Origin of the sequence: Blastococcus colisei (assembly GCF_006717095.1) — a bacterium.
GTDB classification, from domain to species: domain Bacteria; phylum Actinomycetota; class Actinomycetes; order Mycobacteriales; family Geodermatophilaceae; genus Blastococcus_B; species Blastococcus_B colisei.
This window is the reverse complement of sequence record NZ_VFQE01000001.1, coordinates 3,280,272-3,305,482: the sequence shown is the minus strand read 5'-3', so window position 1 is coordinate 3,305,482 and position 25,211 is coordinate 3,280,272. Positions and strand designations below refer to the sequence as shown.

The window sequence follows — 25,211 nt, the reverse complement described above, 5'->3', positions numbered from 1 at the left end:
AGACGTCAGAACCGTTGGCGTGGCCTCGGCCGAGTTGGGGGGCGAAAAGGTGGCCGCCCGGATGCAACCCGCTGCGCCGCCTGCACGCTGTCGGCCAGAGTTTTCGACCCTGTCTCCGCTGCGGACATCACGGGGACGCGGGGCTCCAATGCCGGATCAGTGGCCGGCTCGAGCAGCCGGCCGGGCGACGCTGTCCGTGCCGGCACCCGATCATCTTCTGTCCGAGTCCGAGCGGCGTCGAGGACTTCCGACAGCGCGATGTCGGGCGCGATACCGGTGCGGGCCACGACGTGGGTGAGGTGCGCCGGCCAACTCGTTGACGGGACAGCGGCGATGACCTCCGCGGCGCGGCGGGCGGCGTACACCCGGCCTTCGACGGTGTCCAGCCGGTCGGCGTAGACGGCGACGCGGGCATCGATGAGCGCGCTGGCCAGGCTGGGAGAGGCCGCGAGGGCCTGACGCAGAGCGGTGGCGCCGGCCGTCTGCAGCAGTTCGGCGGGGTCCTTGCCGGTCGGGATGGCGAGGTGGCGGGGATCGTCGCCACGGGCGGTGAGTTGCCAGAAGATGCGCTGGGCGGCCTGCTGTCCGGCACGGTCGGCGTCGGTGGCGACGATGATCCCGCGCTTTCCATCGCCGAGGAATGGGCGTAGCGCCTCGGTCTGCGCGTCGGTGAAGGCAGTGCCCAGTGGGGCGATGCCGACGTAGTCGCCGTCGCCGGCGAGGGTGACTGCCAGCGCGTCGAGGGGGCCTTCGACGATGACCGGGACGGCGCCGGCGGCCAGTGCAGCGGCTCCTTCGCTAAGGCCGTACAGCTCGTGACCCTTGGCGAACAGCTCGGTCACCGCGGTGTTGAGGTACTTGGGGACGGCGTTGTTCCCGTCCTGCTCGTGGTCGGGGTTTCGGCGGCCGATCCAGCCGTGGATCTCTTCGCCGTCGCGGATGGCGAAGACAAGCCGGTTGCGGAAGCGGTCGATGACCCGGCCGGTGGAGGCGTAGCTGCCGAGGCCGGCGGCGACGATCTCGGCGTCGGTGGCGCCGAGGTGGCGCAGGTGACTGGTCAGCGCGGTCCAGCCCACGGGTGCGTAGCCCAGGGTGAACCGCTCGTCGTCGGCAAGGTCGGTGCCGAGCCGGTCGGTGAGGTAGGCCGGTGCCCAGGAGTCGCGGAAGTGAGCGGTGAAGAAGTCGGCGGCCTGCTGGTTGAGTTCCAGGAGGCGGTGCCGGTCAACGCGAACTCCCTCGTCGGGCCGGTCGGCTGCGGCTCGACGGCGAGCGTCGGTGGCTCGGCTATCGAGTCCCGTGACGGGGTGCTCGGCAGCTGCCGGGTCGTCGCCGTCCAGCTGTCCATGGAGCACTTCGGCGTCGTCGGGTTCAACAAGACCGGCCAGCCAGTCGTCGTCGGCAACTCCGTTGGCTGTAGGCAGCAGATCGAGGTCGGACGGCGACATCGGTGCGTGGGTGCCTGCGGCAGACGCCGGATCGGTGAGCACGCGGATCCGCCACACCAGGGCGGTGGCCAGCTCGTCCGGGCGCAGTTGATCGTCGTCGGGATGACCAGCGCGCAGCAGGTCATGGGCCGTGGACAGCACCTGGTCGGGCTGCCAGCCGGCGCCGCGAGCGGCGGTGACGGCGGCAACCAGCGCGGGCCAGGCAGGGTCGGCGACCACCCGCTCGGCGGCTACCGGGCCGACGACGTCGGCCAGGACTGGAGTCCATTCCGGGCGCAGCGTCTCGGAGACGGAGCCACCGTTGGCGGTCATCGCGGCGGGGGAGAGGTGCCGACACAGTCGCCACCACAGCGCGGCGGCGGGCTGCTCGTCCGGTAGGGGACGTTCGGCGGCCACGGCGTGGGTAATCGCGGTGATGTCGATGCCGGCCCGGTCGGCGACGGCGAGCCGTTCGGCCAGGATCGGCCAGTAGGGGTCGCCAGCGATGCGTGGGTCGATGCTGTCGACGAGCGGCGCCCATCGTGCGGTGAGCGTGCGCCCATCGCCGAGCAGCCGCGTGACGCGGTCGTCGAGCGCCCGCTGGGTTCGGGCGTCGGCGGTGCGTGGCAGCGCCGGACCGGTGGGACGCCGGTCGGTGTCGTCAACGCCGTGGGCGGTGCGCCAGACGGCGAGGTCGGCGACCAGCTGGGAATCGCGGTCGATGAGCGGAAGCGCCCACGTAGGGGCGCTGTTCGGGGTCCAGGTGCGCGCACGGGCGGCGACGTCGCCGGCCGGTGAGGTGACCTGGTCGGCGGAGTTGGCGAGGTAGGGGCCCCACTCGAGGTCGTCACCGAGCGTCTTCGGAAGGGCGGGCAGCCACGGCAGGGGGCCGGTCCCAGCCGAGTGTCGCCCGGTGGGGTCGATACGCCAGTCCAGGACCGCGGCCACATCGCGGGCGTCGTCCACACTTCGACCCGAGGCCAGGGCCTGCCCGAGCACTTCGGAGGGATCACGGCCGGAGACCGCACACAGCGCCAGGTGCGCGCGCAGGACGGGATAGGCAGCCTGCGTGGTCAGGCCCGGCATCGCGGCGTCGGCGGCAGCGTCGATGGCCTCGAGCGCCTCCAGCCCGAGGCGGTCCTCCGCGGCGGCATTGAGCGCGTCGTAATACCGATCTGCGGCGTGAGAGAGCAGAGCGGCGGGATCGGCCAGCGCGCGGGCCTGGCTGGTGGCCGAGGTCGGGGCGCCGTCGCGAGCGAGCACACGAGTCAAGACGTCGACGGCGGTAGGCGGCAGCAGCGCGTCGCGGGTGATCACGCTGTGCGGGTCGCCGTCGCCGGCGGTGGTGAGGAAGACGTGGTTGGCGTGCCTGCCGCGGGTCAGGGCGACGTAGAGCAGCTGGCGGGACTCCTCGCCGGTGGCGACGGTGTAGCAGGTGTCGGCGGTGAGGCCTTGTGCCCCGTGGACGGTGGTGGCGTAGCCGAGGCTGACGTGGTCAGTGACGTAATCGGCAGGCAGGGTCAGGCGCCGTCCGGTGCGCTGGTGGACGACGTCGAGGGCGCCGGTATCGCGGACGGCGGTGACCGTGAACCGGTCGCCGTTCTTGACCCAGTCGGTCGCGCTGATGGCAAGGGTGCGCTCGTTGCGGCGGGTGATGACCGCATCCCCGGCGGAGGCCTGCGAGGAATCGGCGAGGGTGACCTGAGGCCCGACCGGGTCGTTCTGCTGGGCGAGGCGGTCGCGGCGGGCGCGAGTGTTCAATTCGGCGACCAGCTCGCGGGTGGGCGCCAGCATGATGGCGTCGCGCCCGGCGGCCCGGTCGGTCGACCAGGCGGTGTAGGCGTCACCGGTGACCGTGGCCAGATCGCCGACGTGCACCCGTCCGTGATCGATGTAGTAGGCAAGGGCGGCCGGGTCGCCGTCGCGCAGCGCCAGGGACGCGGCGCCTTCGGCGTGGTCGGGGGCGCCGGTGTCAGGGTCGGTGAAGCGCAGTACCTGCGAGAGGGTGACCGCACCGTGGGTGGCGACGATGTCGCGCAGCACTCCGCCGGCGCCGATCGCGGCCAGCTGCTGGTCGTCGCCGATCAGCCGGACCGACCCGCCGGCCTCGGTGACGAACGCGATCGCCCGGGCCAGGTCGGAAGTGCTGGCCATGCCCGCTTCGTCGATGACCACGAGGCTGTCCGGGCCGATGCGGGCGACCCAGGTCGGGACGGCGCTGCCGGTGGCCAGTGCGTGGATCAGCTTGGCGAGAGTGTCGGTGTCGGTGCCGACTTCCTCACCCAACACCGCCGCCGCAGCTGCCGAGGGAGCAAGGCCGACCACGTTCCCGCCGTCGGCCCGCCACGCCGCAGCGAGCGCGCGAAGGGCGGTGGTCTTGCCGGTGCCTGCCGGGGCCAGTGCCAGTTGCACCCGGGCGCCGGAGATTGCCAGCTCGCGGACGAGCTGCACCTGGCCGGGGTTGAGTTCGACCCGATTGGCGGTGGACTCCAGCAGCGCGACGTCGACAGCCGCGGCCGGCACCACGCGTCCGTCGCGGCGTCCGGCCGCGGCGAGGATGGCCCGCTCGGCGGCGAGGATCGCGGTCGAGGTGTACAGCGTCGAGCCGGCCACGGTGTAGACGGAGCTGCCGTCCGAGCGGCGCAGCGCCGGGGGCTCGGTCACCGGCTCGCGGCTGCCCAACGGCGTCGACAGGGACAGCGCCCTGTCCACGACGGCGTCGATGGCTCCGTCGAGGTCGGTCAGCCGGATCGCGGCGGCGCGGGCCTGCCGCTCGGCCTCCGCGCGCACGTGGTTCACCTGCCAGGTCGCACGCGAGCTCTGCACCGCCGACAGCACGTGCTGGGCGGTCTGGTCCAGCCACCTACGCGTCGGGAGCTTCGCCAGGGGTCCGCGGCGGGGGGCGAGTGCCTCGTGGAGGTAGTCACGCAGACCGCTCTCCCCGCCCAGCACCGCCAGCGCCTCGGTGCGCCAGGCGGCGCGCTGCTCGGCGTAGGAGCGGGGCTGGTGCTTGCGCTGCCGGGTCTCGAGATTGGCCCGCTGCGCCAGGGACACGGCCTCTTTCGGCGTCGGCGGCCGCCCGTGGTCGGCCTGGAACTCTGCCGACAGCGCCGCGCGGCGGGTATCGATCGACGCTCGCCGCGACGACCAGAGCCGGGGCAGCTCGCCGTCGACGCCGACGATCTCCCGCACCGGCCGCTTGTTCGGATCCGCGCCGGGGCGGCCGGCGAAGCAGACGCCGAGCCGCTCGGTGAGCAGGGCCTGCAGGCGGGTGTTGTACCGCTCGGAGGCGGTGACGTTGTTCTTGTAGAGCAGTCGACCGTCCAGCGCCAGCCACCGCCCGTCGCGGGTCTGCACCTTGTTGCTGACGGCCACGTGGGTGTGCAAATCCGGGTCGCCGGCGCGCGAGTCGCGGTGGGTGAACGCCGCCGCGATCAGCCCGCGTACCTCCACCTGCGCCACTCCGTTACGGCCCGTGCGGGTGTAGGCGGCGTGGTCCTCCAACCAGGCCAGGGTGTCTGCCACGGCGTCGGCGTGCGCCTGCTCGATGACGGCCGCGACCTCTTGCGGGGCGATCGCCCACAGCGTGGACACACTCTTGACAGGGCTGAACGTCAGGTCGTACCCGGCGACCGCGGTGGTGGCCTGGCGGGAGATGCGGGCCAGGTGACCGGACAGCTCGCGGGCGTCGGCCGGGGGGCGGCCGTAGGTCTCGACGAACATCGCCGAGGCCAGCTCGGTGCGGATGCGGGCTCGTTCCTCGGCCGGCACGGGGGTGTCGGCGGGCAGGCCGAGCGCGGTGTTGTGGTCGCGGAACGCCCCTGCCGAGCGGCGGTGGAACATGTTCGCCTGCTCGTGAATGCGGTAGGGCGCGCCCAGGCGGCTGGCCTGATCGACCTCCTGCGGGTTCTTGCCGGCCAGCTGCGCATCGCGCTCGATCTGGTCGGCGTTCGGGTGCCGCCCCTCCCCGAACAGCGCGACCATCTGCGCCTCGGTGACCCGATCACCGACCGGAAAATCGGGCACGGCGGCAAGCCCGCGTCCCATCCAGACGCCCGGAGCCTCACCCTTCTCGCTGTAGTAGGCGCCCAGGTTGTCGAACCCGCGGGTGGTGGCGTCGTGCGCAGCCACCTGGCGGGTCAGATACGTGTATCCGTCCCCCGCGGTGAGCTTGTGCAGCGTCATCACGACCCCACAGTCGCGAGCCCGTCTGCCACGGGCCGGCGCCGCGGCGCCTCGATCAGGGGCGGTTCGGGCCGTGATGCATGAGGTGTGTCAGGTCGGAGGGGGTGGGGTGACGCCGGCTCCGGGGTGCTGGTCTGCTGCTGGGGTGACGCCCGGGTCAGGAGCCGTGTCATGAGGCCGTGTGACGATCCGGCGGTCGGTCAGCTGGACGAGCGGAGGAAGCGGTGGCCAGAACGGTGAGTCGGCAGGCGGCGGCGCTGACGAAGGCGCGGGAACGACGACGGGCGCTGGACGGCGCCCGCGATGAACACGACCGTCGGATCGAGGAGGCGACGGCCGAGGCGCTCGTGGCCCTGGAGGCGCGGAGCGAAGCCGAGCAGGCCTTGGCGGCGGCGACGGCGGCGCTCGGCGAGACGCTGCGCAGGTTGCTCGCCGAGGGCGTGCCGGCCGAGCGGGCGGCCGCGCTACTGGAACTGGACACCGCCGAGGTCCGGCGGCTGACGAAGGCGGCCAACCGGCCATCGCCCGCTGCCGCGAAGCCGGTCGCGACGCTGACTTCCTGAGGCCGCCGGAGCCGACCGAGTGACACAGGGGCTGCTGAGGTGACTCGAGCGGTGCTACTCGGGCGGCCGTGGACATGGCAGCGGTGCCACCACCGGGAAGCCCTGGACCGACCAGGCGCAGCGTCAGCGAGGTCGAGGACTGTGACGAACCGGTGGTGATGAATCCACGGTCGGTACGAGGATGCGCCGGTGGGGCACTTCTCCGGCGATCGGCTGCGGCAGGCTCGGCTCGCCGCCGGGTTGACCCGCGAAGACCTCGCCCAGCGGGCCGGCGTGCGCTCGGCGGACCGTATACGGGACTGGGAGCGGGGCGCGCACGCACCGCAAGCGCGGTACGTGCCGCGGCTGGCGGCCGCCCTCGGCGTTGACTCGGTCGTTCTGTACGACGTCGACCCGGCCCGGCCACCGCTGCGGGTACTGCGCTTGGCTCGCGGCCTGTCCCTGCAGCAGCTGGCTGAGCTGGCGGGTGTGCCGATCATGACTTGCCAGCGCATCGAGCAGGGCCGGGGCCACCGGCACGATCTGACGGCACTGAACCGGATATCCCGCGCTCTCGGCATCCCTGCCAGCTAGTAGTCGATCGGCGGGCCGCGCTCCGCTGCTGCTCCAGGCGCTCGATGTACTCGGCCAGCGACATTCGCTGGCCGTGCACCTGCACCGCGTGTCGAGGGCTGCAGCCACCTTGTCCGCTGCGGGGCAGCGCCCGCTGCTCGGCGGGCGGCAGCGTGTCGTAGGTGGAGATGGACACCGCCATCGGTTGGGCGGTGTTGCCCACGGAGTACCGCACGACCGCTCGTTGCGGTCGGCGAACAGCAGCAGGATCTGCCCTGGTCCCGCCAGCTGCGCGAGCTAAGGATGGATCTGGGCGCGGTCAGCGCACTGAGTTTGCGACGTCGTGGGCATCGCGCGGATGCCCACGACGTCGCAGGTCTCGATGGCGGGTATGCAGAACTGGTGCCGTCGGGGTCAGGGCCGGCCGGAGCTGCCCTGCGCCTGACCGTCCGCAGAACCCTGCCGCGCGGATCCTCCGCTCGAGGGCTCGGGCGCCCCGGGGGTCTCGGGCGCCGGGGGGGCCGCAGACTGCTGGGCCGGACGCTCGGCGGCCCGGGTTTCCGGGGTCGCCGGCTGTTCGGACGGACGCTCGGCGGCCCGGGTTCCCGGGGTCGCCGGCTGCTCGGGCTGGTGGGTCTCGCGGGCGTCAGTGCTGACCTGCGCACCGTCGACACCGCCGTCCTGCGCGTCCTCCCTGACGGACGTACCGAACTGCTCCTTGGTGGGGACGTCCCCAGGACCGGGCAGGTCCTCGGGTGTGCGCCTTGTCTCGTCGGGGTGAGGCACGGTGGCCTGCTCGGGGAGAACCGGACGATCGGCTGCCTCGGGCAGGTCGAAGGGGGTGACGGATTCGATCACTTCTGCGACACCGTCCTGGATGGAAGCGGGCAGGACCCCGGCGGCTCCGGCACCGGTCACGCTGACTAGCGCAAGTCCCACGCCGGTCGCGGCCTGGGCAGCGACTCCGGCAGAGGCGAACTTGGCCGCGGCGGCGGCGAGGACGGTGAACATTGTGCGGCGTCTCCTTGTGGATGGCCCGGGGGCCGCGGCGCGCGCGGACTCCGGAGCAGTGGGGGTCGTCCCCGTCGACGGGCCGACGGGATCGGTGAGAAGACCGGTCGCCAGCAGCTCGGCCAGCTGCGGGCTGGGCCGCCCGGGACGGGCGGAGCTGTTCCGGACCGTCTCGGCGAATGCCACGAGCGGAGCGGCCTCTGCCGGGACGGGTCGTCCCACGAGGAAGCACTCGAAAGCCTCGTCGAACTGGTCGTTGGTCATCTCATCCCCGACATCGCTGGACCGGCTCATAGGGGCGCGACCTCCTGCACGAGCTCACTCCGAAGGGTGACCAGTCCTCGCCGCTGCAGCGCCTTGACCGCTGCCGCGGAGCGGCCCATCACGGAGGCGACCTGCTCGACGGACAGGTCGGCGAGGATGCGCAGCAGCAGGACCGTGCGCTGATCGGCGGGCAGGGCGGCACACATCTCTTGGACGGCGCCTGAGCCCAGCACCGCGAGTGCGTCATCCTCGGCGTCGCCGCCGACGGAGCCCCGCAGGACCTCCTCACCGCAGTCGACCAGCTCGGGTCGGCGACTCCTGCGCCGCCAGTCGTCAATCAGGCGGCGGTGCGCGATGGTGAAGACCCAGGCGCGCAGCGCGGCCTCGTCCCCCTCGAACGAGGACAGGCCGTTGAAGACCCCGATGAACGTCTCACTGGCCAGGTCATCCGGCTCCAGAGCGCCGTGCAGCCGCAGGTAGCCGGTCACGGAGGGCGCCAGCTCCCGATAGAGCACCTCCAGCGCCCAGGAGGCGCCCGCCTGCGCGGCCGCCAGCACCCCGGGGAAGGGCATCCCTACTGACATCCGGCACCTCCGGCTCGAATGGACGTCGGCTCATTCATCGGCAGCGACAGGTGCGGTCTTGAGCATGGCGGAACCGCGGGTCGCAGCCTGAGGCATCAACGATCGAGTCGGTCATCCTCCCCGGGAACGTGCCTCTTCGACGCGGCTGGCTGCTTGACTCGAGTCCGCGCCCAGCCCAGCCCGCGGAAAGTGGCGAGAAGGGCCCCCGCCGCCCTCCCGGTCCGGTCCTCCGCCGTGGACCACTGGCAGCTGTAGGTGGTCAGGTCGCGCTCGTGTGCTCGTGCGCTCGTGCGCCCGGGAGCGGGACCGGGACGCGGTCACCACGTAGCTCGCCGGCCTCCGCCGCCGTGGCGATGCTCGCGTGACAGGACTCGTCGGGGTCGTGGCGGGCCGCCCGGGGGCAAGGTCTAGGGTCCCTTTCGCCACCGCGGGAGCCCGGCGTACCGGGCTGAGAAGTCGGCTGAGACGGCCGCTGACCGCCACAACCTGATCCGGTTCGTACCGGCGTAGGGAGGGGATTCCCTTGACAGCTCCGTCCACGACCTCCACGGCCAGCCGTAAGACCTACCTGGCGGGTCCGCGTCCTGGCATGCGGGTGCCGATGCGCGAGATCGTGCTCAGCACCGGCGACTCCGTCGTCCTCTACGACACGTCGGGGCCGTACACCGATCCGACCTTCGAGGCCGACGTCCGCAGCGGACTGCCGTCGGTGCGGGCGGCATGGATCGCCGAGCGCGGCGACACCGAGGAGTACGAGGGCCGCCCGGTCCGGCCCGAGGACGACGGTCGTCGCTCCGGCGACCTGCGCAACCTCGACGCGGTGTTCGCCGCCGACGGACGCCGGCCCCTGCGGGCTCGGGACGGTGCCGCCGTGACCCAGCTCGCCCACGCCCGGCGGGGGCAGATCACCCCGGAGATGGAGTTCATCGCCGTCCGGGAGGGTGTGCCGGCCGAGCAGGTGCGAGCCGAGGTGGCCCGGGGCCGGGCCGTGATCCCGGCCAACGTGAACCATCCGGAGTCCGAGCCGATGATCATCGGCCGGGAGTTCCTCGTGAAGGTGAACGCCAACATCGGCAACTCGGCCGTGGCCTCGTCGATCGAGGAGGAGGTGGACAAGATGACCTGGGCGACCCGCTGGGGTGCCGACACCGTCATGGACCTCTCCACCGGCCGTAACATCCACAGCACCCGGGAGTGGATCCTCCGCAACTCGCCGGTGCCGATCGGCACCGTGCCGATCTACCAGGCGCTGGAGAAGGTCGGCGGCAAGGCCGAGGAGCTGTCCTGGGAGGTCTACCGGGACACGGTGATCGAGCAGTGCGAGCAGGGCGTCGACTACATAACCGTGCACGCCGGCGTGCTGCTGCGCTACGTGCCGCTCACCGCCCGGCGGAAGACCGGCATCGTCTCCCGTGGCGGGTCGATCATGGCGGCGTGGTGCCTGGCCCACCACGAGGAGAACTTCCTTTACACCCGTTTCTCGGAGCTCTGCGAGATCCTCCGGGCCTACGACGTCACCTTCTCCCTCGGCGACGGGCTCCGGCCGGGAAGCGTCGCTGACGCCAACGACGAGGCCCAGCTGGCCGAGCTGCGCACCCTCGGCGAGCTGACCACCGTGGCCTGGGAGCACGACGTCCAGGTCATGATTGAAGGCCCCGGCCACGTGCCCATGAACAAGATCAAGGAGAACGTCGACCTGCAACTCGAGCTGTGCCACGAGGCGCCGTTCTACACCCTCGGGCCCCTCACCACGGATGTCGCGCCGGGGTACGACCACATCACCTCCGCGATCGGCGCGGCCATGATCGCCTGGCACGGCACCGCGATGCTCTGCTACGTCACGCCCAAGGAGCACCTGGGCCTGCCCGACCGGGACGACGTCAAGGACGGCATGATCGCCTACAAGATCGCCGCGCACGCAGCCGACGTCGCGAAGGGGCACCCCGGCGCCCAGATGTGGGACGACGCCCTCTCCGACGCCCGCTTCGAGTTCCGCTGGGAGGACCAGTTCAACCTCGCGCTCGACCCGGACACCGCCCGGTCGATGCACGACGAGACGCTGCCGGCCGCCCCAGCCAAGACGGCGCACTTCTGCTCCATGTGCGGCCCGCATTTCTGCTCGATGCGGATCTCGCAGGACGTGCGCCGCTACGCCGAGGAGCGGGGGCTGACGTCGGAGGAGGCGATCGACGCAGGCCTCCGGGAGAAGGCGGCCGAGTTCACTGCGCACGGCGGCCGCATCCAGCTGCCTCTGGCCGAGTAGCCCCGTGACGCCGGACGAGCGGGTGTGGCCCCGGCCGGTGCCGCTCGTCGGTGATGCGACCGCGGCCTCCGAGCGGGCCGCCGACCCGACCGGCTGGGCGCTGGGGACCGAGGCCCGGGCGGGGCTGTACGAGGCGATCGGGGTCCGGCGGGACGTCCGCCGGTTCCGTCCAGACCCGCTGCCCGACGAGGTCCTGCAGCGAGTCCTCGGGGCCGCGCACGCCGCTCCGTCGGTCGGGCACAGCCAGCCCTGGCGGTTCCTCGTTGTCCGCGATCCGGAGATCCGGGACCGGGCGGCCGTCCTCACCGATCGTGAGCGGCTGCGTCAGGCCGCCGGACTCGACGCAGACGCGGCTCGTCGTCTCCTCGACCTGCAGCTCGAAGGTGTCCGAGAGGCCCCGCTCGGGATCGTCGTCTGCTGTGACCGACGCACCCCCGCCGCGGGGGTGCTGGGCCGGGCTACGTTCCCCGACGCCGACCTGTGGAGCTGCGCGGCGGCCATCCAAAACCTGTGGCTGGCCGCGCGGGCCGAGGGGCTGGGCCTCGGCTGGGTGACGCTCTTCCAGCCCGAGGACCTGGCCGAACTGTTCGGCCTGCCCGACGGCGTGGTCACCTTGGGCTGGCTGTGCCTCGGCTGGCCCGACGAACGCCCGCCCGCGCCGGGCCTGGAACGCGCAGGCTGGTCGCGGCGGCTCGCGCTGCGCGACGTCGTGCTCGCCGACCGATGGCCCGACGATGCCGGCGCGCCGCCCGTACCGCCGTCACGGCTGCGCGCGCCCGATCAACCGGCGGTAGTCGGCGCTCGTGACGAGGCCGATCGGCTGCTCGCTGTTCCCGGCTCCCTGGGGGTCCTGGACCGGGCCGTTGACCGCGCCATCGCGCTGGGCCGCGGCGCGGCCACCGGCGGGGTGCTGGTCCTGGCCGCCGCAGACCATCCCGTCGCGTCGCACGAGGTCTCCCCCTACGACCCGACCATCACCGGGGACTTGTTGCGTGCCGCCGTCGCGGGGACGTCGCTCGGTGCCACGGCCGCGCGAACGGTCGGCCTGGGGCTGAGGATCGTCGATGCCGGCGTGGCCGGGGAACCGGTCCCCGGTGTCACGGCCCTGCGACCGTGGGGACTCCGCGGGGACCTGGTGAACACGCCGGGGATGACGGTCGCCGACACCCGGCGCCTGGTAGAAGCCGGGCGCGGGCTGGGACGTGAAGTCGGGACCACAGGCATCGTCGCGCTCGGCGAGATCGGCGTCGCCAACACCACCGTGGCGGCCGCCCTCGCCTGTGCGCTGCTCGGCGCCAACCCCGACGAGGTGACCGGCCTCGGATCCGGCGCAGACGCGGCCATGCTCGATCGCAAGCGGGACGCGGTCTCCGCCGCGCTGGGCCGGGCGCGACGGAGCCATCCGGCGCTGGACGACGATCCGCTGACGGCCCTGGCCGAACTCGGGGGCCCTGAGCTGGCGGTGCTCGCCGGGGTCGCCTCGGGGGCCGCCCAGGCGCGCGCGGTCGTCGTCGTCGACGGCTTTGCCGTCTCGCTGGCGGCCCTGGTGGCCGTGCAGCTCGAGCCCGCCGTCCAGGCGTGCCTGATCGCCGGACAGCGCAGCCGCGAGCGGGGGCATGTCCTCGTCCTCGAGCACCTGGGGTGCGAGCCGTTGCTGGACCTACGGATGCGCGCTGGTGAAGGCGTAGGCGCCTCTCTCGCCACCGGCCTGCTCCTCGACGGCCTCGCGCTCCGGCGCGGCACCGCGCGGGTCGACTTCTGACCGCAGCGGGTCAGTCCGGCCAGATCCCGGAGAAGTGGTGCACCGGTCCGTGCCCGGAGCCGATACCGAGTTCGCCGCCGGCCTCCAGCCCGCGCTGCAACGAGGGCCGGGGCCGGATCCAGTTGGACTGGCTGCTTCGACCTCGCCCGGACTCCCATACGGGCCGTGCTGACCGCCCCCGCAAGGACTCGGCCGCGCCGCTGTCGCCGGCACAGCTGCTGCGATTCGCGGCGGCCCTCCGAGTCACCTTGTCGGGTGGTTCGTGTCCCGGTTGCCGATTGTGCCTAAAGGCTTGAGGGCGAGTTGCCGATACATCGAGCATGCGCCTCAGTGTCGCAATCCTCGCAGCTGCCCTGTTCGTTCCCGCGGTCGCCGCTCCGGCTATGGCGGAGCAGCCGGCCCAGGAGCGCCGGTACGTCGTCCAGTTCGCCGCAGGCACGACCCCGGCGGACGGCGCCCGCGAGGTGCGCGCCCAGGGCGGTCAGGTGGACCGCATCCTCGAGCATGTCTTCTCCGGCGCGGTGGCGCGTCTGTCGGAGCGGGCGGCGTCCGTGCTGGCCCGCAACCCGCGCGTGCTGCACGTCGAGGCCGACTCCGTCGTGCGGGCGACGACGACGCAGAGTTCCCCGCCGTGGGGTCTGGACCGGGTCGATCAGCGCTCGCTGCCGCTGAGCGGCTCGTACAGCTACACGCCGACCGGAAACGGCGTCAGCGTCTACGTCATCGACACCGGCATCCGCGCCGACCACGCCGACTTCGAGGGGCGCATCGCCGCGGGCTACACGGCAATCAGCGACGGCTACGGCACGAGCGACTGCAACGGTCACGGCACGCACGTCGCCGGCACGGTGGGCGGTGGCAGCCACGGGGTCGCCAAAGCGGTGCGCCTGGTCCCGATCCGCGTCCTCGGCTGCGACGGTTCCGGCACGATGTCGGGCGTCGTGAGTGGCCTGGACTGGGTGATCGCACAGCACGCCGCCGGCGCGCCGGCGGTGGCCAACCTCTCCCTCGGCGGTCCGGCCTCGACGACGCTGGACAACGCGGTTCAGTCCACGATCAACGACGGCGTGGCGGTCGTCGTCGCCGCCGGCAACGCGAACGAGGACGCGTGCGCAACCTCGCCCGCCCGCGTTGCGGCGGCCCTCACCATCGGCGCGACCGACAAGGCGGACGCGCGCGCCTCGTTCTCCAACTACGGCAGCTGCCTAGACCTGTTCGCACCCGGCGTCGGCGTGGTGTCGACCTGGTACACCTCAAGCACCGCTACGGCGACCCTGAGTGGCACCTCGATGGCCTCCCCGCACGGGGCCGGCGCCGCGGCAGCCCTGCTCGAGGTGGAGCCGGGCCTGTCGCCCGCCGCCCTCGGGGACCGGCTGGTGGCCACGGCGACGACCGGCGTAGTGACCGGCGGCGGCACGGGCTCGCCGAACCGCATGCTGTGGGCCGACCCGGCCCCGATCGCGACCACCAGCCCGACAGCCACCGCCCCTGCCGCTCCGACGAACGTGCAGGCGGTCGCCGGCAAGCGCTCGGTGACCCTCAGCTGGACGCAGGGCAGCGACGGCGGCTCGGCGGTCACCGACCAGACCGTCCGTGTGTACAAGACAGGCAGCTACGTCGGGAGCGTCTCGGTGAGCGCCAGTGCCACCAGCGTGAAGATCACCGGCCTGACCGCGGGTGCGAAGTACACCTTCACGGTCACGGCGACCAACGCGGTCGGCACCAGCCCCGAGTCGGCGCCCAGCAACGAGGTCGTGCCGAAGCGTTGACCCGAGCGTTCCGCGCCGGGGGCCCCGGTGCCGGCCACGGGTTCTCTCCCGTAGCTGCCCCTCCACGCCTGAATTCGTGTTCGCCCACTTCGACAGCAGGCGGCATCGCGGTCCGACGCAGTCCATGCGAGGAGGGCCGCTCACGCCGCCTCGCACTTCCGACCGTGTAGCAAACCGGGACACAAGGCTTTCACCGACTCAATGGCATACGCGGCGTGGCCGACGTTGCTGTCACCACGGTCCCGCACGCCCTTCCGGCGAAGCCGGAGATCCTGTTGACGCTGGTGTTCCGGAGCCGACGCGGCGCTCACATGGTCATGCGGCGTTGATGGACGCAGGCCGGCGGGAGATCGTGCGTTTGGTGGTGGCGAGCTGTTGGGCGATGTCGCGGATGGACTTGCCGTGCTCGGTGAGGCGCCGGACGACTTCGTCCTGCTCAGTTGGGGTCAGGTGCTCGAGGCGGACGCCGTCGCCGGCGAGGGCGCGCTCGATGGCGATCTCGTCGAGATCGCCGGACGGCCCGACCAGCACCACCCGGTCTCCGGGCGGGATGTCGAGGTCGACGCCACGCAGCCCGAATCGTGGCAACTGGGCGGGGAGGACAAGCAGGCCTGGCCACAGGAGAACGAGCACAATGGTGGTCCCCAGCAAGCCAACAGGACGTCCCGCGACCACGGGACCGGCCGGAGCCGTTCGGACGGCGACCCCCGGCGGGAGGAGGACTGGGTCGACGTGACGGTGCGCGCGGACCCGCGGCCGGGCTGGACATGCACACCCCCTGCTTGCTGAACATGGTTCTCGTCTACTGTCGGCTACGGTCGCACGTCCGCCGGCGAGGGAGGAGCACATCGTGTCGGAGCACGAGACGGCAGACCGCCGTCCAAGAGCGACGCGGGTCCTGAGGAAGGCGGCCGGCACGCTGGCTACCGGTGTGACGGGGGTTCTCGCGGTCCGTCTCATCGAGGGCGTGGAGCCGGGCACCCTGCCCCGCAAGGTCGCCGTGCGGGTGACCCGCTGGGGCATCGTGGGGGCCCGTCGGGCCGAGGCCGCGGTGGAGCGGGCGCGGCTGGCCGCCGGCGACATCCGTGCCGCGGCCTACGCCCAACTGGGGGAGCAGGCTCCGCCGCCTTCGACCCGCAGCGCAGAGCCGCACGGCCACGCTCACTGATGCGCCCGGTCGTCGTTGCCGACGCCGGCGGTCGGGTGCGGCTGTTCGCGCCCCAGTTGACCGGCTCGCCGTCGCGGGCGGTGCTCGTCGAGGACGCCCTCGATGAGGTGCTCGGGGTCGTCGCGGTTCAGGCGTTCCCGGTCACCGGGCACGTCGTGGTCTGGCTGGATGCCGAGGCCGACCATGCGGAGGTGCTCAAGGTCGTCTCCGAGGCGGCAGATTCCCCCGTCGACGCACCCGTCACCCGCGCTCCCCGTTCGGCCGATGTCACCAACGGCGACCTCATCCGCATCGCCGTGGGCGGCGGGGCACTCGTGCTGCTGGGGATCCGCCGCTACGGGCTCGGCCGCCCGCCGGCGCTCTCCGGCCGGAGCCGGCTCGCGACCTCCCTGGTGACCCTTTTCACCGGGTATCCCTTCGCTAAGGGGGCGGTGGGCACGCTGGCCGGCCGGCGCACCGCCGGCACCGACGCACTGGTCACCGCGGCGACCGTGGCGAGCCTGCTGCTGCGGGAGAACGTCGTCGCCCTGACCGTGCTGTGGCTGCTCAACATCGGGGAATGGCTGCAGGCGCTCACGTTGCGGCGCACCCGGCGGGCGATCTCCGCGCTGCTGGCCGGTGCTGAGAGCGCGGCCTGGGTGCGACTGTCGGATGGCACCGAGGTCCAACTGGACATCACTCGGCTCCGCGTAGGCGACCACGTGATCCTGCACGACCAGGTGACCGTGCCCGTGGACGGCGAGGTGGTCGAGGGAACCGGTGTGGTGGACCAGGCGGCCATCACCGGCGAGTCGCTGCCGATCGCGGTGGCGTCGGGAGACCGGGTGCACGCGGGATCAGTCAACCTCCGGGGTCGCCTGGTGGTCCGGGCCTCGGCCACCGGCGAGGACACCGCCATCGGCCGGATCATCGCCCGCGTCGAGCGAGCCCAGGACGACCGGGCACCCATCCAGACGGTCGGGGAAACCTTCTCCCGACGGTTCGTCCCCGCGTCCTTCACCCTGGCCGCGCTCACCTGGCTGGTCACGGGGGACGTGCGGCGGGCTATGACCATGCTGCTCATCGCCTGCCCCTGTGCCGTCGGCCTGTCCACCCCCACCGCGGTGAGCGCGGCGATCGGTAACGGTGCCTCGCGGGGCGTCCTTATCAAGGGCGGCGCACATCTGGAGGCTGCCGGGCAGGTGGACGCGGTCGTCTTCGACAAGACGGGCACGCTGACCGTGGGTACTCCGGTGGTGACCAACATCGTTTCCTTCGCCGACGGCTGGACGCCGGAGCAGGTGCTGGGCTACGCGGCCAGCTCCGAAGTGCACTCGCGCCACCCCCTGGCCCAGGCGGTAATCCGCTCCACCGAGGAACGCCACGTTTTCATCCCGCCGCACGAGGAGTGCGAGGTCCTGCTCGGGCTGGGTATGCGCACCCAGGCCGACGGCAGGGTGCTCCTGCTGGGTAGCGAGGCGTTGATGGCCGCCGAAGGCGTGCCGGTCGGTGCCGAGGCGCTGGACTGGCTGCGCAGGCTGCGTGAGGCCACCGAGACGCCCCTGCTGCTGGCCGTCGACGGCCGGCTGGTGGGGTTGGTCAGCTTGCGCGACGAGGTGCGGCCGGAGGCCAAGGACGTCCTCGACGCGCTGCGCGCCGACGGGGTGCGGCGCGTGGTGATGCTCACTGGGGATCACGCGACCGCCGCAGCCGCGGTCGCCCGGTCGCTCGACATCGAGGAGTGGCGGGCCGAGACGCTGCCCGAGCACAAGCAGGACGTGATCGCGCAGCTACGGGCGGAGGGCTACACCGTGGCCATGGTGGGCGACGGCACCAACGACGCGCCCGCCCTGGCGGCCGCGGACATCGGCATCGCCATGGGCGTCTCGGGTACCGACGTCGCCGTCGAGACCGCCGACGTCGCCCTCGTCGGGGACGACCTGCGCCACCTGCTCGATCTGCGCCAGTTGGGCGGCCGCACCCTCGACATCGTCAGCCAGAACTACGGCATGTCGATCGCCGTCAACGGCGCGGGGCTCCTGGCCGGTGCCGGCGGCGCGCTGTCGCCGGTGCTCGCCGCCGTCTTGCACAACGCCTCCTCGGTGGCGGTCGCGCTCAACTCCTCCCGGCTGGTGCGCTACCGCGGCGTGCCCCGCTCGGACCCGGCGATCGAGCCGGAGGCGGCGGCACCGTGAACCTCCCGGGGGAGCCGAGCCGGAGGCGCCGGCGCGCTGGGCCGGGGCGTTTGACCGAGCGGCCAGCGACTTCTGCCGTCTGAGCGCCGCTTCGGTGGGATCCCCTGGATCAGGCCACCGTGGTCCCGGTCGACCTGCAGCCCGGGGAGCCGGCGCTCGACGCCTGCTGCGGGACGGTGCCTCGGCGGCGCTGGCCGGCCCTGCCGTCGGGTCCGTCCGGTCACGTCGATGCCGTCGACCTCCCCGGCGATGAGGCCGAGCTGGTCCCGCGGCGCCACGGACAGCTGCGGCGCACGCAGGTGACGCCACACGGGCCCACGGCAGCTGACTGCTCGGACAGGTTGGTGCGGGGAGTCGCTGAGCGACTGATCCTGATGTGAGGAGGGGCCTCCGGGTTTGGTGGGGGGAGCCGCCAAGCACCCGACCAGACCCAGGATCCCTCGTGCCCCACCGTGATGCGCTCCTGACCGAGACCGGCAGGCCGACGCGATGATCGCCCCCCGGCATGGTCCTGACCCGAGCGTGGCCCGGGAGCGGGTGAGACACGCCTCCGGCTGGCCCGCCGCCGAGCCGGCTCGGGTGCTCCGGGCACGGATCGCTGCTCCCCAGGTCCGCTTGGGCGCCGTCTCGTCTAGTCTTATATGAGAACGATTCTCGATAGCGCGATGTGGTGGCCCTAGGGCTTGGGAGGGCAGCGACGTGCTCAGGTACGGCTTCATGCAGTCAGCGCTGGTGGCGGGCGTGCTGGTGGGTGTCATGGCGCCGACCGTGGGGGTGCATCTGGTGCAGCGTCGGATGTCGATCATCGGTGACGGCATCGGGCACGTGGCGCTGTCCGGCGTGGCGCTCGGGGTGGTGGCCGGCTGGGCGCCGACCGGCACCGCGATGGCCGTGGCCGTGGCCGGAGCCGTGGGGATGGAGCTGCTGCGAGGGCTGCGCCGCAGCGAGGCCGACGTCCTCCTGGCGATCCTCTTCGCGGGGGGCATCGCCGGCGGGGTCGTGGTCCTCTCCTGGGCGCCCGCCGGCGGCTCGATGAACCTGGATGCCTATCTCTTCGGCGCCATCCTGACGACCACCCGCACCGACCTCCTCGTCCTCAGCGGGACGGTGGCCGCCGTGCTGGCGGTCACCGTCGGGTGGCGCCGGGCGCTGTTCGCCGTCTCCGTCGACGAGGAGTGCGCGCGCGCCGCGGGCCTGCCCGTCGTCCCGCTGAACCTCCTGTTCGCTGCCACCACGGCGGCGACCGTGGTGGCCTCGATGCGCATCCTGGGCCTGTTGTTGGTCAGCGCCCTGATGGTCCTTCCGGCTGCCGCTGCGATGGCGATGGCCCGTAGTTTCCGAGGCACGCTGGTGGCTGCGGTGGCCATCGGCGCCGTCGTCGCGGTCGTCGGGACGACCGCTGCCTACTACGCGGGCCTGCCCGCGGGCGGGGCGATCGTGCTTCTGGCCGTCGTGCTGTTCGCTGGAGCTAGTGGTGCCCCGGGTGCTCACCTGATCCTGCGACGACTGCTCGCTCGCGGCAACGCCGCCGTGGGCCGCGGTCGCCCCGCCGTCGGCCCGGCTCGGCCGGGGATACGTTCCCAGGTCAGCCTGTTGCTCTGAGCGGCTGACGCTTGGTCCCGTCCGCGGCGGCCCTCAGGTCGTCGGGACGACCGCCTGCAGGTGCCGCTCCAGCGCCGATCCCTCCAGGGACTCCTCTGCCAGCAGGACGCTGACGAGGCCTTCGACGACGGCGCGATGTGCGAGCAGGACGTCAGCGGCCCGCTCGAAGCCTGCGTCCAGCAGCCGGGCGGTCTCCGACTCCACCCGCCGGCGCAGGTCCTGGGACAGTTCCCCGGTGGCCGCCTGCCCGCCGAGGAACACGTCGGCCGCCGAGCCGGTCAGCCGCACCCGGCCCACCGTGGGACTCATGCCGTGCCGGAGCACCATCTCTCGTGCGATTTCCGTGGCTCGTGCCAGGTCATCCTCACTGCCGGTCGATGCCGAGCCCAGCAGGATCTCCTCCGCCGCGCGCCCGGACATGGCCACGGTGATCCGGTCGGCGAGCTCGGCGGCCGTGAGCAGCACGGCCTCCTCGCCGCCGGCGAGCCCGACGGTGCCCAGTCCGCTGCCGCGAGAGACCACGGACACCCGGTGCACCTCCTGGCCCATCGCTCCGGCGACGACGGCGTGCCCGGCCTCGTGGACGGCGATGCGGCGGCGCACCTCATCACCGAGGATGCGGCCTCGCCGCTGCGGCCCCCCGAGCACCCGTTCGATGGCCTCGACCAGGTCCGGCATGCCGATGAGCGACCGACCCTCGCGGATGGCGAGCAGCGTCGCCTCGTTGACCACGTTGGCCAGGTCCGCGCCGGTGAAGCCGGGCGTGCGCCGGGCGACCACGGCCAGGTCGACGTCGGCTGCCAGCGGCTTGCCGCGGCTGTGCACCTGGAGGATCTTCTCCCGGCCCGCCCGGTCGGGCTGATCGACCGTCACGTGCCGGTCGAACCGGCCCGGCCGCAGCAGGGCGGGGTCGAGGATGTCGGGGCGGTTGGTGGCGCCCATCACCACGATGCCGGCCGACGCGGCGAACCCGTCCAGCTCGACCAGAAGCTGGTTGAGCGTCTGCTCCCGCTCCTCGGAACCGCCGGTCTCCGCGCCCCCGCGACGCCGGCCCGCGGCGTCGAGCTCGTCGATGAAGACGATCGCGGGGGCGACGGCCCGCACGCTGGCGAACAGGTCGCGGATGCGGGCCGCGCCCACGCCGACCAGTGACTCGACGAACTCCGCGCCGGCCACGGAGAAGAACGGCACCCCGGCCTCACCCGCTGTCGCGCGCGCGATCAGCGTCTTGCCGGTTCCCGGCGGCCCGAACAGCAGCACCCCCTTGGGCGGGTTGGCGCCGAGCGCCGCGTAGCGGCCGGGGTCGTTCAGGTACTCCACCACCTCGCGCAGCTCGGTCACCGCCTCGTCGGCACCGGCGACGTCGGCGAAGGTGACGGCCGGGGGAGTGGCGCGCCCACCGCCGCGCTTGCCCAGCGTGCCGAAGCCGCGGATGTCCGAGGCCCCGCCGTCGCGGCCGCCGACGAAGAACAGCCCGAACAGGGCCGCCAGGACCATCAGCGGCAGCAGGCCGGTGGCGACGATCCGGGTGACTGCCTTGCCGGGCTGGGCGTCCACGCTCACCTGGGCCCCCGATGCCGTCAGCTCCTGCAGCAGCGCCGAGGTGGCCGAGTCGCTGGCGGGGTAGGCGACCCAGAACTGCTCACCACCGGCCGTCGTGACGACGACGCGTGCGTCCTCGTCGAGGAACGTCGCCTTCTCGACGGCCCCGGCGCCGGCGAGTTCGCTCAGCCTGTCGAGACCGACCTCGCGGCCGGAGGGGTCGGCCGTGAGGTACGCCAGGGCCGCGCCGAACAGCAGGAGCAGTCCGACCACGGCGGCGACCAGCCAGTGGCGTGGCGACAGCCGGGGCAGCGTCGGTCGCCGGCGGGGGGAGGGCTCCCTGCGTCGGTCGCTCGTGGCGGGCCGGCCGTGCAGGCTCTCTGCGCGGCGCGGTCTCGTGGCGGGGTCCGCCTCGGTCATTGTGTCGGTCATCGTCTCCGCTCTCTGGTCGTTGCGTGGATGGGTCCGGTGCGGAGTGCGCGCGGGAAGCGCAACCGGGCGGCGGCCGCGGCGGTCATCAGTCCGGCCGCAGGCAGCAGCCAGGGAGGCGCGCCGACCGGATGTCGCTGCCGGGCGGTCATCTGCAGCGATGCGTGGGCCAGCGCCGGGCCGTCCTCCTGCTGAGTCGCGGCGGCCGCCGCCGGACTGCCCGCCGGAGCCGCCTGCACCGACACCCCGGGTGACAGGGCGGTCGCCGCGCCGGCGGCCGGCGCCGGGGCGGCCCCGGGAGCCGTTCCCGGGGCTGTTCCGGGCGCGCTGCCCGGAGCGGTCGCGGTGCCGCCGACAGGGATGGGTGCCACCGGCGGCACCCCTGGGACGACGGCGGCGGCGTGCGGGGCGGCCGGCGGTCCTGCGGCGGGCGCGGGTTCCGGAGCGAGTGCGGGCTCTGGCGGTGCGGCCCCAGGCTCGTTCCCCGGGAGGACGGCGGCCGGGGATGACGACGGGCCGCACTGCACCCGGGTGACCGCCGTCGCCACGACGTCCTCGCCGCCGGCGCCGTTCCCGAGCAGGGCCTCGACGGTCACCGGCAGCGCCTGCCCAGCCTGCGCCTCCGTGCAGCCGACCTCGGCGGTGAAGTCCAGCCGCTGGTCGGACTTCACGTCGACGGCCGGATACCGCCAGTCGGCCGGGGAGATGGGGCGGACGGGCGGGTCGCCCGTCGCGCGCAGGGTCACCGGCCGCTCGTCGACCTGGGCGAGCAGGACGCGGGTGAGCACGTCGGCCAGCGTGGAGATCCGGGCCACCTGCAGCGCCGTGGTGGTGCAGACCATGGGGTCTCCGGCCTCGATCTCCGTCGTCCCGTTGGCGCGACAGTCGACGCCTCCCGGCGGGGCGAAGGAGCCGGTGGCCGCGGCCAGCTCCTCCAGATCGGCCCGCGCCGGGGTCGGCGCCGTCGTGGAGGCCGCGTCGGCGGCCTCGACGGCCGCGTAGCTGCCCGGCACCCCGTCGTCGCCGCCCTCCCGGACGACCTCGAGGCCGATCGCCTGGACGTCGCGGGCGACCAGGGCGTCGTACACCTGCTGCCGGGTCGGCGCCTCCGGGTCGTCCTCGTCCCAGTACTGGACGTCGGTGATGACCACCAGCGTGCGCAGCGACCCGGTACGCCAGCTGGGATCCTGGCCGGCAGCCACGGCGGGGCCGCTGGTGCCCTCGACGCCGGAGCCGGTGGCCGCCTGGTGCAGGGCGATCAGGTGGGACTCGTAGCCTCCGCCGGTGCGCAGCCGCTCGAAGCCGCGCTGCAGCTGCGTGCCCGGCGGCGCGATGTCGGCGAGCCGGCTGTAGCGGCGCGCCTCCCGGGTGCCGAGCTCGCCGATGCCGGCGTGGACGTCGATGCCGGCCCCGGTGAGGGTGCGCACGACGTCGGCCATGCCGTCGGCCATGGCCTGGATGTCGGGCTCGAAGCTGTTGGAGGTGTCGACCAGGAAGTAGGTGTCCAGCGGCGTGGGTCGGCGGGGCAGGTCCAGGGTCCAGGTCAGCTCGGTGGTCTCGCCGGGGTTCAACTCGACGGCGGCAGGGCCGTCGAGCGTGGCCGGACGCGGCGGATCCGGGGGCCGGTAGGCGAACGGGTTCATCTCGACCTGCGGGGGGCCCAGGTCGGGCGCCGCGGCGCCCGGTGCCGCGGACGTGCTGAGCGTGACGATCTCGCTGCTGGTGTGCAGGTGGTAGGTGCCGTAGTCGTCGACGTCGACGGCGTGCACCGCTGGGAGGTCGAGCTCGTTGATGTCCTCGACCGTGCCGCGGGAGTTCGACCGGTACAGCGAGACGTCGGGGAAGGCTGCCCCGTTGCCCCGGTCCCAGGTGTTCATCACCAGCTCGTCTCGCGTGGGGTGCCACACCGCGTGGTGCGGCACGCCGGCGATCGTGTCCGGTGGGACCGGGACCTCGGCGAAGCCATCGGCACCGGGCCGGTGCAACCACAGGGCCCGCACCGGGTCGGTGGAGTACGTCTGGGTGGTGACCAGGATGCGGCGGGCGTCGGAGAGGCTGCGGTCGACGAACGGGCCGGTGGTCGACTCGGCGGGCAGGGGGTAGACCGACCAGGTCAGGCCGCCGTCGTCGGAGCGGCGGATCGCGGTGCCGCTGCGGCCGTAGAGGGTGCTGGGCGCGGTGGGGTCGACGGCGACCTGCACCGTCTCGACCCCGCGGACCCCGCCGAGTGCGCCCTGCTGCGGGCCCTCCGCCGGCGGCGTGACCGCCGGCGGGCGGGCCGTCCACGTCCGGCCACCGTCGAGGCTGGCGTACAAGCCGGAGAAGGTCGGGATGTAGAGCACCGCCGGGGTGCTGGGGGCGGGCGCCAGAGGCCCGGATGCGCCGACCAGCGGCCCGCCGGCCATCGCGGTCCAGGAGGCTCCGGCGTCCGCGCTGGACAGGATCAGGGTCTGGGTGCCGTCGCGCTTCTCCTCATAACCAGGGCTCAGCGGGATGCCGGGGCGGTGGCCGCTGACGCGGATCCGGTCCACGACCTCCTTCCCCGTGGCGACGACCAGCCACATGCGGCCGGGTGCCCGCGGGTGCACGACCACCTCCAGGATGCGGTCGGTCAGCGACGACGCCGGCAGTTCGGCCGACGGCGCCTCCTGCAGCCGGAACGTCTCCCGCCAGGCGCAGCCGTCGTCGGTGACCAGCAGGGAGACCCCGTTGGTCGCGTACTGCCGCAGCGGCTGCCGTGGGTCGACGGCGTGCCCGAGGAGTACGGCGTCGCCGGTGGGGAAGGCCGGGGCGGAGCGCACGGTCCACGTGCCGACCTGTCCCGGGACCACCTGTGCGCAGGCCGGTGCCGCCGTGACCGGACGGGCGAGGGTCACCGACACCGCCGCGATCAGCGCCAGGACGGCGAGTGCGGCTCCGGTGCGGGTGGCTGCGGTTCTCACGGGTCTCCTCCGGTGCGGGCCGACGGCCATGCGGGAAGCCGCTCCCCACCGGCGCTACCGGTGGGGAGCGGCGCTCGAGCCTTCGCGCGTCAGCTCACCGAGCAGTAGGTCTCCTCGACCGCGTGCACGGCACCGGCCGGGTCGCCGGTCGTGTCGTGGACCGTGTGCAGTGCGTCCGCGACGGGGTCGCTGCACGCAGGTGCGGCGGCGGCCGTGCCGGCGGAGGCGAGCAGCGCCGTCGCGGCGGTCGCGGTGAGGACGGCGGTGCGGGCCAGGGTGCGGGACATGCGTTCCTCTCGGTGGTGGCCGGGGCGTCGCCCGGGCCGGTGTTGGCGTCGCGGGGAGGCGACGTCACCGAGAGAACGAGAGTCGTTCTCGAAAGTTACGGCGGCGGTGCAAATCTTCGCCGTTCGTCGGGGGAGCGGTCAGGCCTGGGCGGGGGCTCCGGTGCCGGTCGGCGCGGCGGTGCGGGGTCCGTGCAGGCGGTCGGCGTGCACCAGGGGACCACGCCTCGATCACCGGGGAGCCCTGCCGGTGGACAAGCGTGCCGGCGACGAGGTCTTCGCCGGCACGGTCAACGGCACCGGCGCGCTCGTCGTCCGGGTGGAGCGCGACGCGCGCGAGTCGGTGATCGCCCGCATCGGTGCGCTGGTGGAGGAGGCGAGCTCCACCAAGGCGAGGACGCAGCTGTTCATCGAGCGGGTGGAGCAGCGGTACTCCCTGGGTGTCGTCGTCGCCACCCTGGCGGTGTTCGGCGTGCCGATGCTGCTGGGCTCGGCGGTCGAGGACGCGCTGCTGCGGGCGATGACATTCATGATCGTCGCCTCCCCCTGCGCGCTCGTGCTGGCGACCATGCCGCCGCTGCTGTCGGCCATCGCCAACGCCGGTCGGCACGGCGTCCTCGTGCGCTCCGCGGTGGCGATGGAGCAACTGGGCGGCGCCGTCGTCGTAGCGCTGGACAAGACCGGCACCCTGAC

At 73.1% G+C, this 25,211-nt stretch carries 16 protein-coding genes, 1 pseudogene and 1 riboswitch; of the genes and pseudogenes, 9 read left to right on the top strand and 8 right to left on the bottom strand.

The annotated features are described in order from the left end of the window. Positions 1–5 precede the first annotated feature (5 nt). Positions 6–5,609: a MobF family relaxase gene (mobF, locus tag FHU33_RS15730; RefSeq protein WP_246063948.1), complete on the bottom strand. Its 5,604-nt coding sequence runs from the start codon at positions 5,607–5,609 to the stop codon at positions 6–8. A gap of 224 nt (positions 5,610–5,833) precedes the next feature. Here mobF and FHU33_RS15725 point away from each other — a divergent pair, with 224 nt between their 5' ends. Further along, positions 5,834–6,172 carry a hypothetical protein gene (locus FHU33_RS15725; RefSeq protein ID WP_142026174.1) on the top strand — a complete coding sequence of 113 codons (339 nt, stop codon included), beginning with the start codon at positions 5,834–5,836 and terminating at the stop codon, positions 6,170–6,172. 189 nt (positions 6,173–6,361) lie between these two features. Further along, the gene (locus FHU33_RS15720; RefSeq protein ID WP_142026173.1) at positions 6,362–6,745 is read left to right on the top strand and encodes a helix-turn-helix domain-containing protein; all 384 of its coding nucleotides are present in this window, start codon (positions 6,362–6,364) and stop codon (positions 6,743–6,745) included. A 393-nt stretch (positions 6,746–7,138) separates the two neighbouring features. On the opposite strand, the gene FHU33_RS15710 is transcribed toward FHU33_RS15720, so the two are convergent. After that, positions 7,139–8,029 (bottom strand): hypothetical protein, encoded by an 891-nt coding sequence (locus FHU33_RS15710; RefSeq protein WP_142026171.1) that lies wholly within the window; start codon positions 8,027–8,029, stop codon positions 7,139–7,141. Further along, positions 8,026–8,583 carry an RNA polymerase sigma factor gene (locus tag FHU33_RS15705; RefSeq protein WP_142026170.1) on the bottom strand — a complete coding sequence of 186 codons (558 nt, stop codon included), beginning with the start codon at positions 8,581–8,583 and terminating at the stop codon, positions 8,026–8,028. Before FHU33_RS15705 ends, FHU33_RS15710 begins: the two co-directional genes overlap by 4 nt. 417 nt (positions 8,584–9,000) lie before the next feature. Continuing rightward, positions 9,001–9,113, top strand: a riboswitch (TPP riboswitch). Between FHU33_RS15705 and thiC the strand changes: the two genes are divergently transcribed. From thiC to FHU33_RS15685, 3 genes are all read left to right on the top strand, one after another. After that, a complete protein-coding gene (gene thiC, locus FHU33_RS15700; RefSeq protein ID WP_246063688.1) occupies positions 9,107–10,846 on the top strand; it encodes a phosphomethylpyrimidine synthase ThiC in 1,740 nt (579 codons plus the stop codon). Its footprint overlaps the riboswitch before it by 7 nt. A 4-nt stretch (positions 10,847–10,850) precedes the next feature. Next, positions 10,851–12,608 (top strand): 5,6-dimethylbenzimidazole synthase, encoded by a 1,758-nt coding sequence (bluB, locus tag FHU33_RS15695; protein ID WP_142026168.1) that lies wholly within the window; start codon positions 10,851–10,853, stop codon positions 12,606–12,608. Positions 12,609–12,991: 383 nt separating this feature from the next. Then, entirely contained in the window at positions 12,992–14,377 is a 1,386-nt protein-coding gene (locus FHU33_RS15685) for a S8 family serine peptidase (RefSeq protein WP_211355148.1), read from the top strand. Positions 14,378–14,692: 315 nt separating this feature from the next. Here the strand turns inward: FHU33_RS15685 and FHU33_RS25910 are convergent, their stop codons facing one another. Continuing rightward, positions 14,693–15,028 carry a helix-turn-helix domain-containing protein gene (locus tag FHU33_RS25910; RefSeq protein WP_246063686.1) on the bottom strand — a complete coding sequence of 112 codons (336 nt, stop codon included), beginning with the start codon at positions 15,026–15,028 and terminating at the stop codon, positions 14,693–14,695. A gap of 199 nt (positions 15,029–15,227) precedes the next feature. On the opposite strand from FHU33_RS25910, the gene FHU33_RS25055 reads away from it, so the two are divergent. From FHU33_RS25055 to FHU33_RS15665, 3 genes are all read left to right on the top strand, one after another. Beyond that, positions 15,228–15,545 (top strand): DUF1490 family protein, encoded by a 318-nt coding sequence (locus FHU33_RS25055; RefSeq protein WP_281281646.1) that lies wholly within the window; start codon positions 15,228–15,230, stop codon positions 15,543–15,545. Next, complete coding sequence (locus FHU33_RS15670) at positions 15,545–17,719, top strand: heavy metal translocating P-type ATPase (protein WP_142026165.1); 2,175 nt, start codon at positions 15,545–15,547, stop codon at positions 17,717–17,719. The genes FHU33_RS25055 and FHU33_RS15670 overlap by 1 nt, the downstream gene beginning before the upstream one ends. Before the next feature lie 717 nt (positions 17,720–18,436). Continuing rightward, positions 18,437–19,321 (top strand): metal ABC transporter permease, encoded by an 885-nt coding sequence (locus FHU33_RS15665; RefSeq protein ID WP_142026164.1) that lies wholly within the window; start codon positions 18,437–18,439, stop codon positions 19,319–19,321. 33 nt (positions 19,322–19,354) lie between these two features. Here FHU33_RS15665 and ftsH read toward each other — a convergent pair whose 3' ends face one another. The 3 genes from ftsH to FHU33_RS15650 all read right to left on the bottom strand — a co-directional run bounded on the left by ftsH (position 19,355) and on the right by FHU33_RS15650 (position 24,521). After that, the gene (ftsH, locus tag FHU33_RS15660) at positions 19,355–21,295 is read right to left on the bottom strand and encodes an ATP-dependent zinc metalloprotease FtsH (protein WP_142026163.1); all 1,941 of its coding nucleotides are present in this window, start codon (positions 21,293–21,295) and stop codon (positions 19,355–19,357) included. Further along, entirely contained in the window at positions 21,292–24,234 is a 2,943-nt protein-coding gene (locus FHU33_RS15655) for a WD40/YVTN/BNR-like repeat-containing protein (RefSeq protein ID WP_142026162.1), read from the bottom strand. Before FHU33_RS15655 ends, ftsH begins: the two co-directional genes overlap by 4 nt. Before the next feature lie 89 nt (positions 24,235–24,323). Beyond that, positions 24,324–24,521, bottom strand: coding sequence for a hypothetical protein (locus FHU33_RS15650; RefSeq protein WP_142026161.1), 198 nt, complete (start codon positions 24,519–24,521; stop codon positions 24,324–24,326). Between FHU33_RS15650 and FHU33_RS26575 the strand changes: the two are divergent. After that, a pseudogene (locus tag FHU33_RS26575) lies at positions 24,520–24,831 on the top strand (hypothetical protein); the annotation flags it as partial. The gene FHU33_RS15650 and the pseudogene FHU33_RS26575 sit on opposite strands and share 2 nt — an antisense overlap. Here the strand turns inward: FHU33_RS26575 and FHU33_RS26570 are convergent. Continuing rightward, positions 24,750–25,196: a hypothetical protein gene (locus FHU33_RS26570; protein ID WP_211355280.1), complete on the bottom strand. Its 447-nt coding sequence runs from the start codon at positions 25,194–25,196 to the stop codon at positions 24,750–24,752. The pseudogene FHU33_RS26575 and the gene FHU33_RS26570 sit on opposite strands and share 82 nt — an antisense overlap. Positions 25,197–25,211 lie beyond the last annotated feature (15 nt).

Excerpts from the sequence above, each read along its gene's own strand:
- mobF (WP_246063948.1), bottom strand. The coding sequence starts at position 5,609 with ATGACGCTGCACAAGCTCACCGCGGGGGACGGATACACGTATCTGACC.
- FHU33_RS15710 (WP_142026171.1), bottom strand. The coding sequence starts at position 8,029 with ATGAGCCGGTCCAGCGATGTCGGGGATGAGATGACCAACGACCAGTTC.
- FHU33_RS15705 (WP_142026170.1), bottom strand. The coding sequence starts at position 8,583 with ATGTCAGTAGGGATGCCCTTCCCCGGGGTGCTGGCGGCCGCGCAGGCG.
- FHU33_RS15685 (WP_211355148.1), top strand. The coding sequence starts at position 12,992 with ATGGCGGAGCAGCCGGCCCAGGAGCGCCGGTACGTCGTCCAGTTCGCC.
- FHU33_RS15670 (WP_142026165.1), top strand. The coding sequence starts at position 15,545 with ATGCGCCCGGTCGTCGTTGCCGACGCCGGCGGTCGGGTGCGGCTGTTC.
- FHU33_RS15665 (WP_142026164.1), top strand. The coding sequence starts at position 18,437 with ATGCAGTCAGCGCTGGTGGCGGGCGTGCTGGTGGGTGTCATGGCGCCG.
- ftsH (WP_142026163.1), bottom strand. The coding sequence starts at position 21,295 with ATGACCGACACAATGACCGAGGCGGACCCCGCCACGAGACCGCGCCGC.
- FHU33_RS15650 (WP_142026161.1), bottom strand. The coding sequence starts at position 24,521 with ATGTCCCGCACCCTGGCCCGCACCGCCGTCCTCACCGCGACCGCCGCG.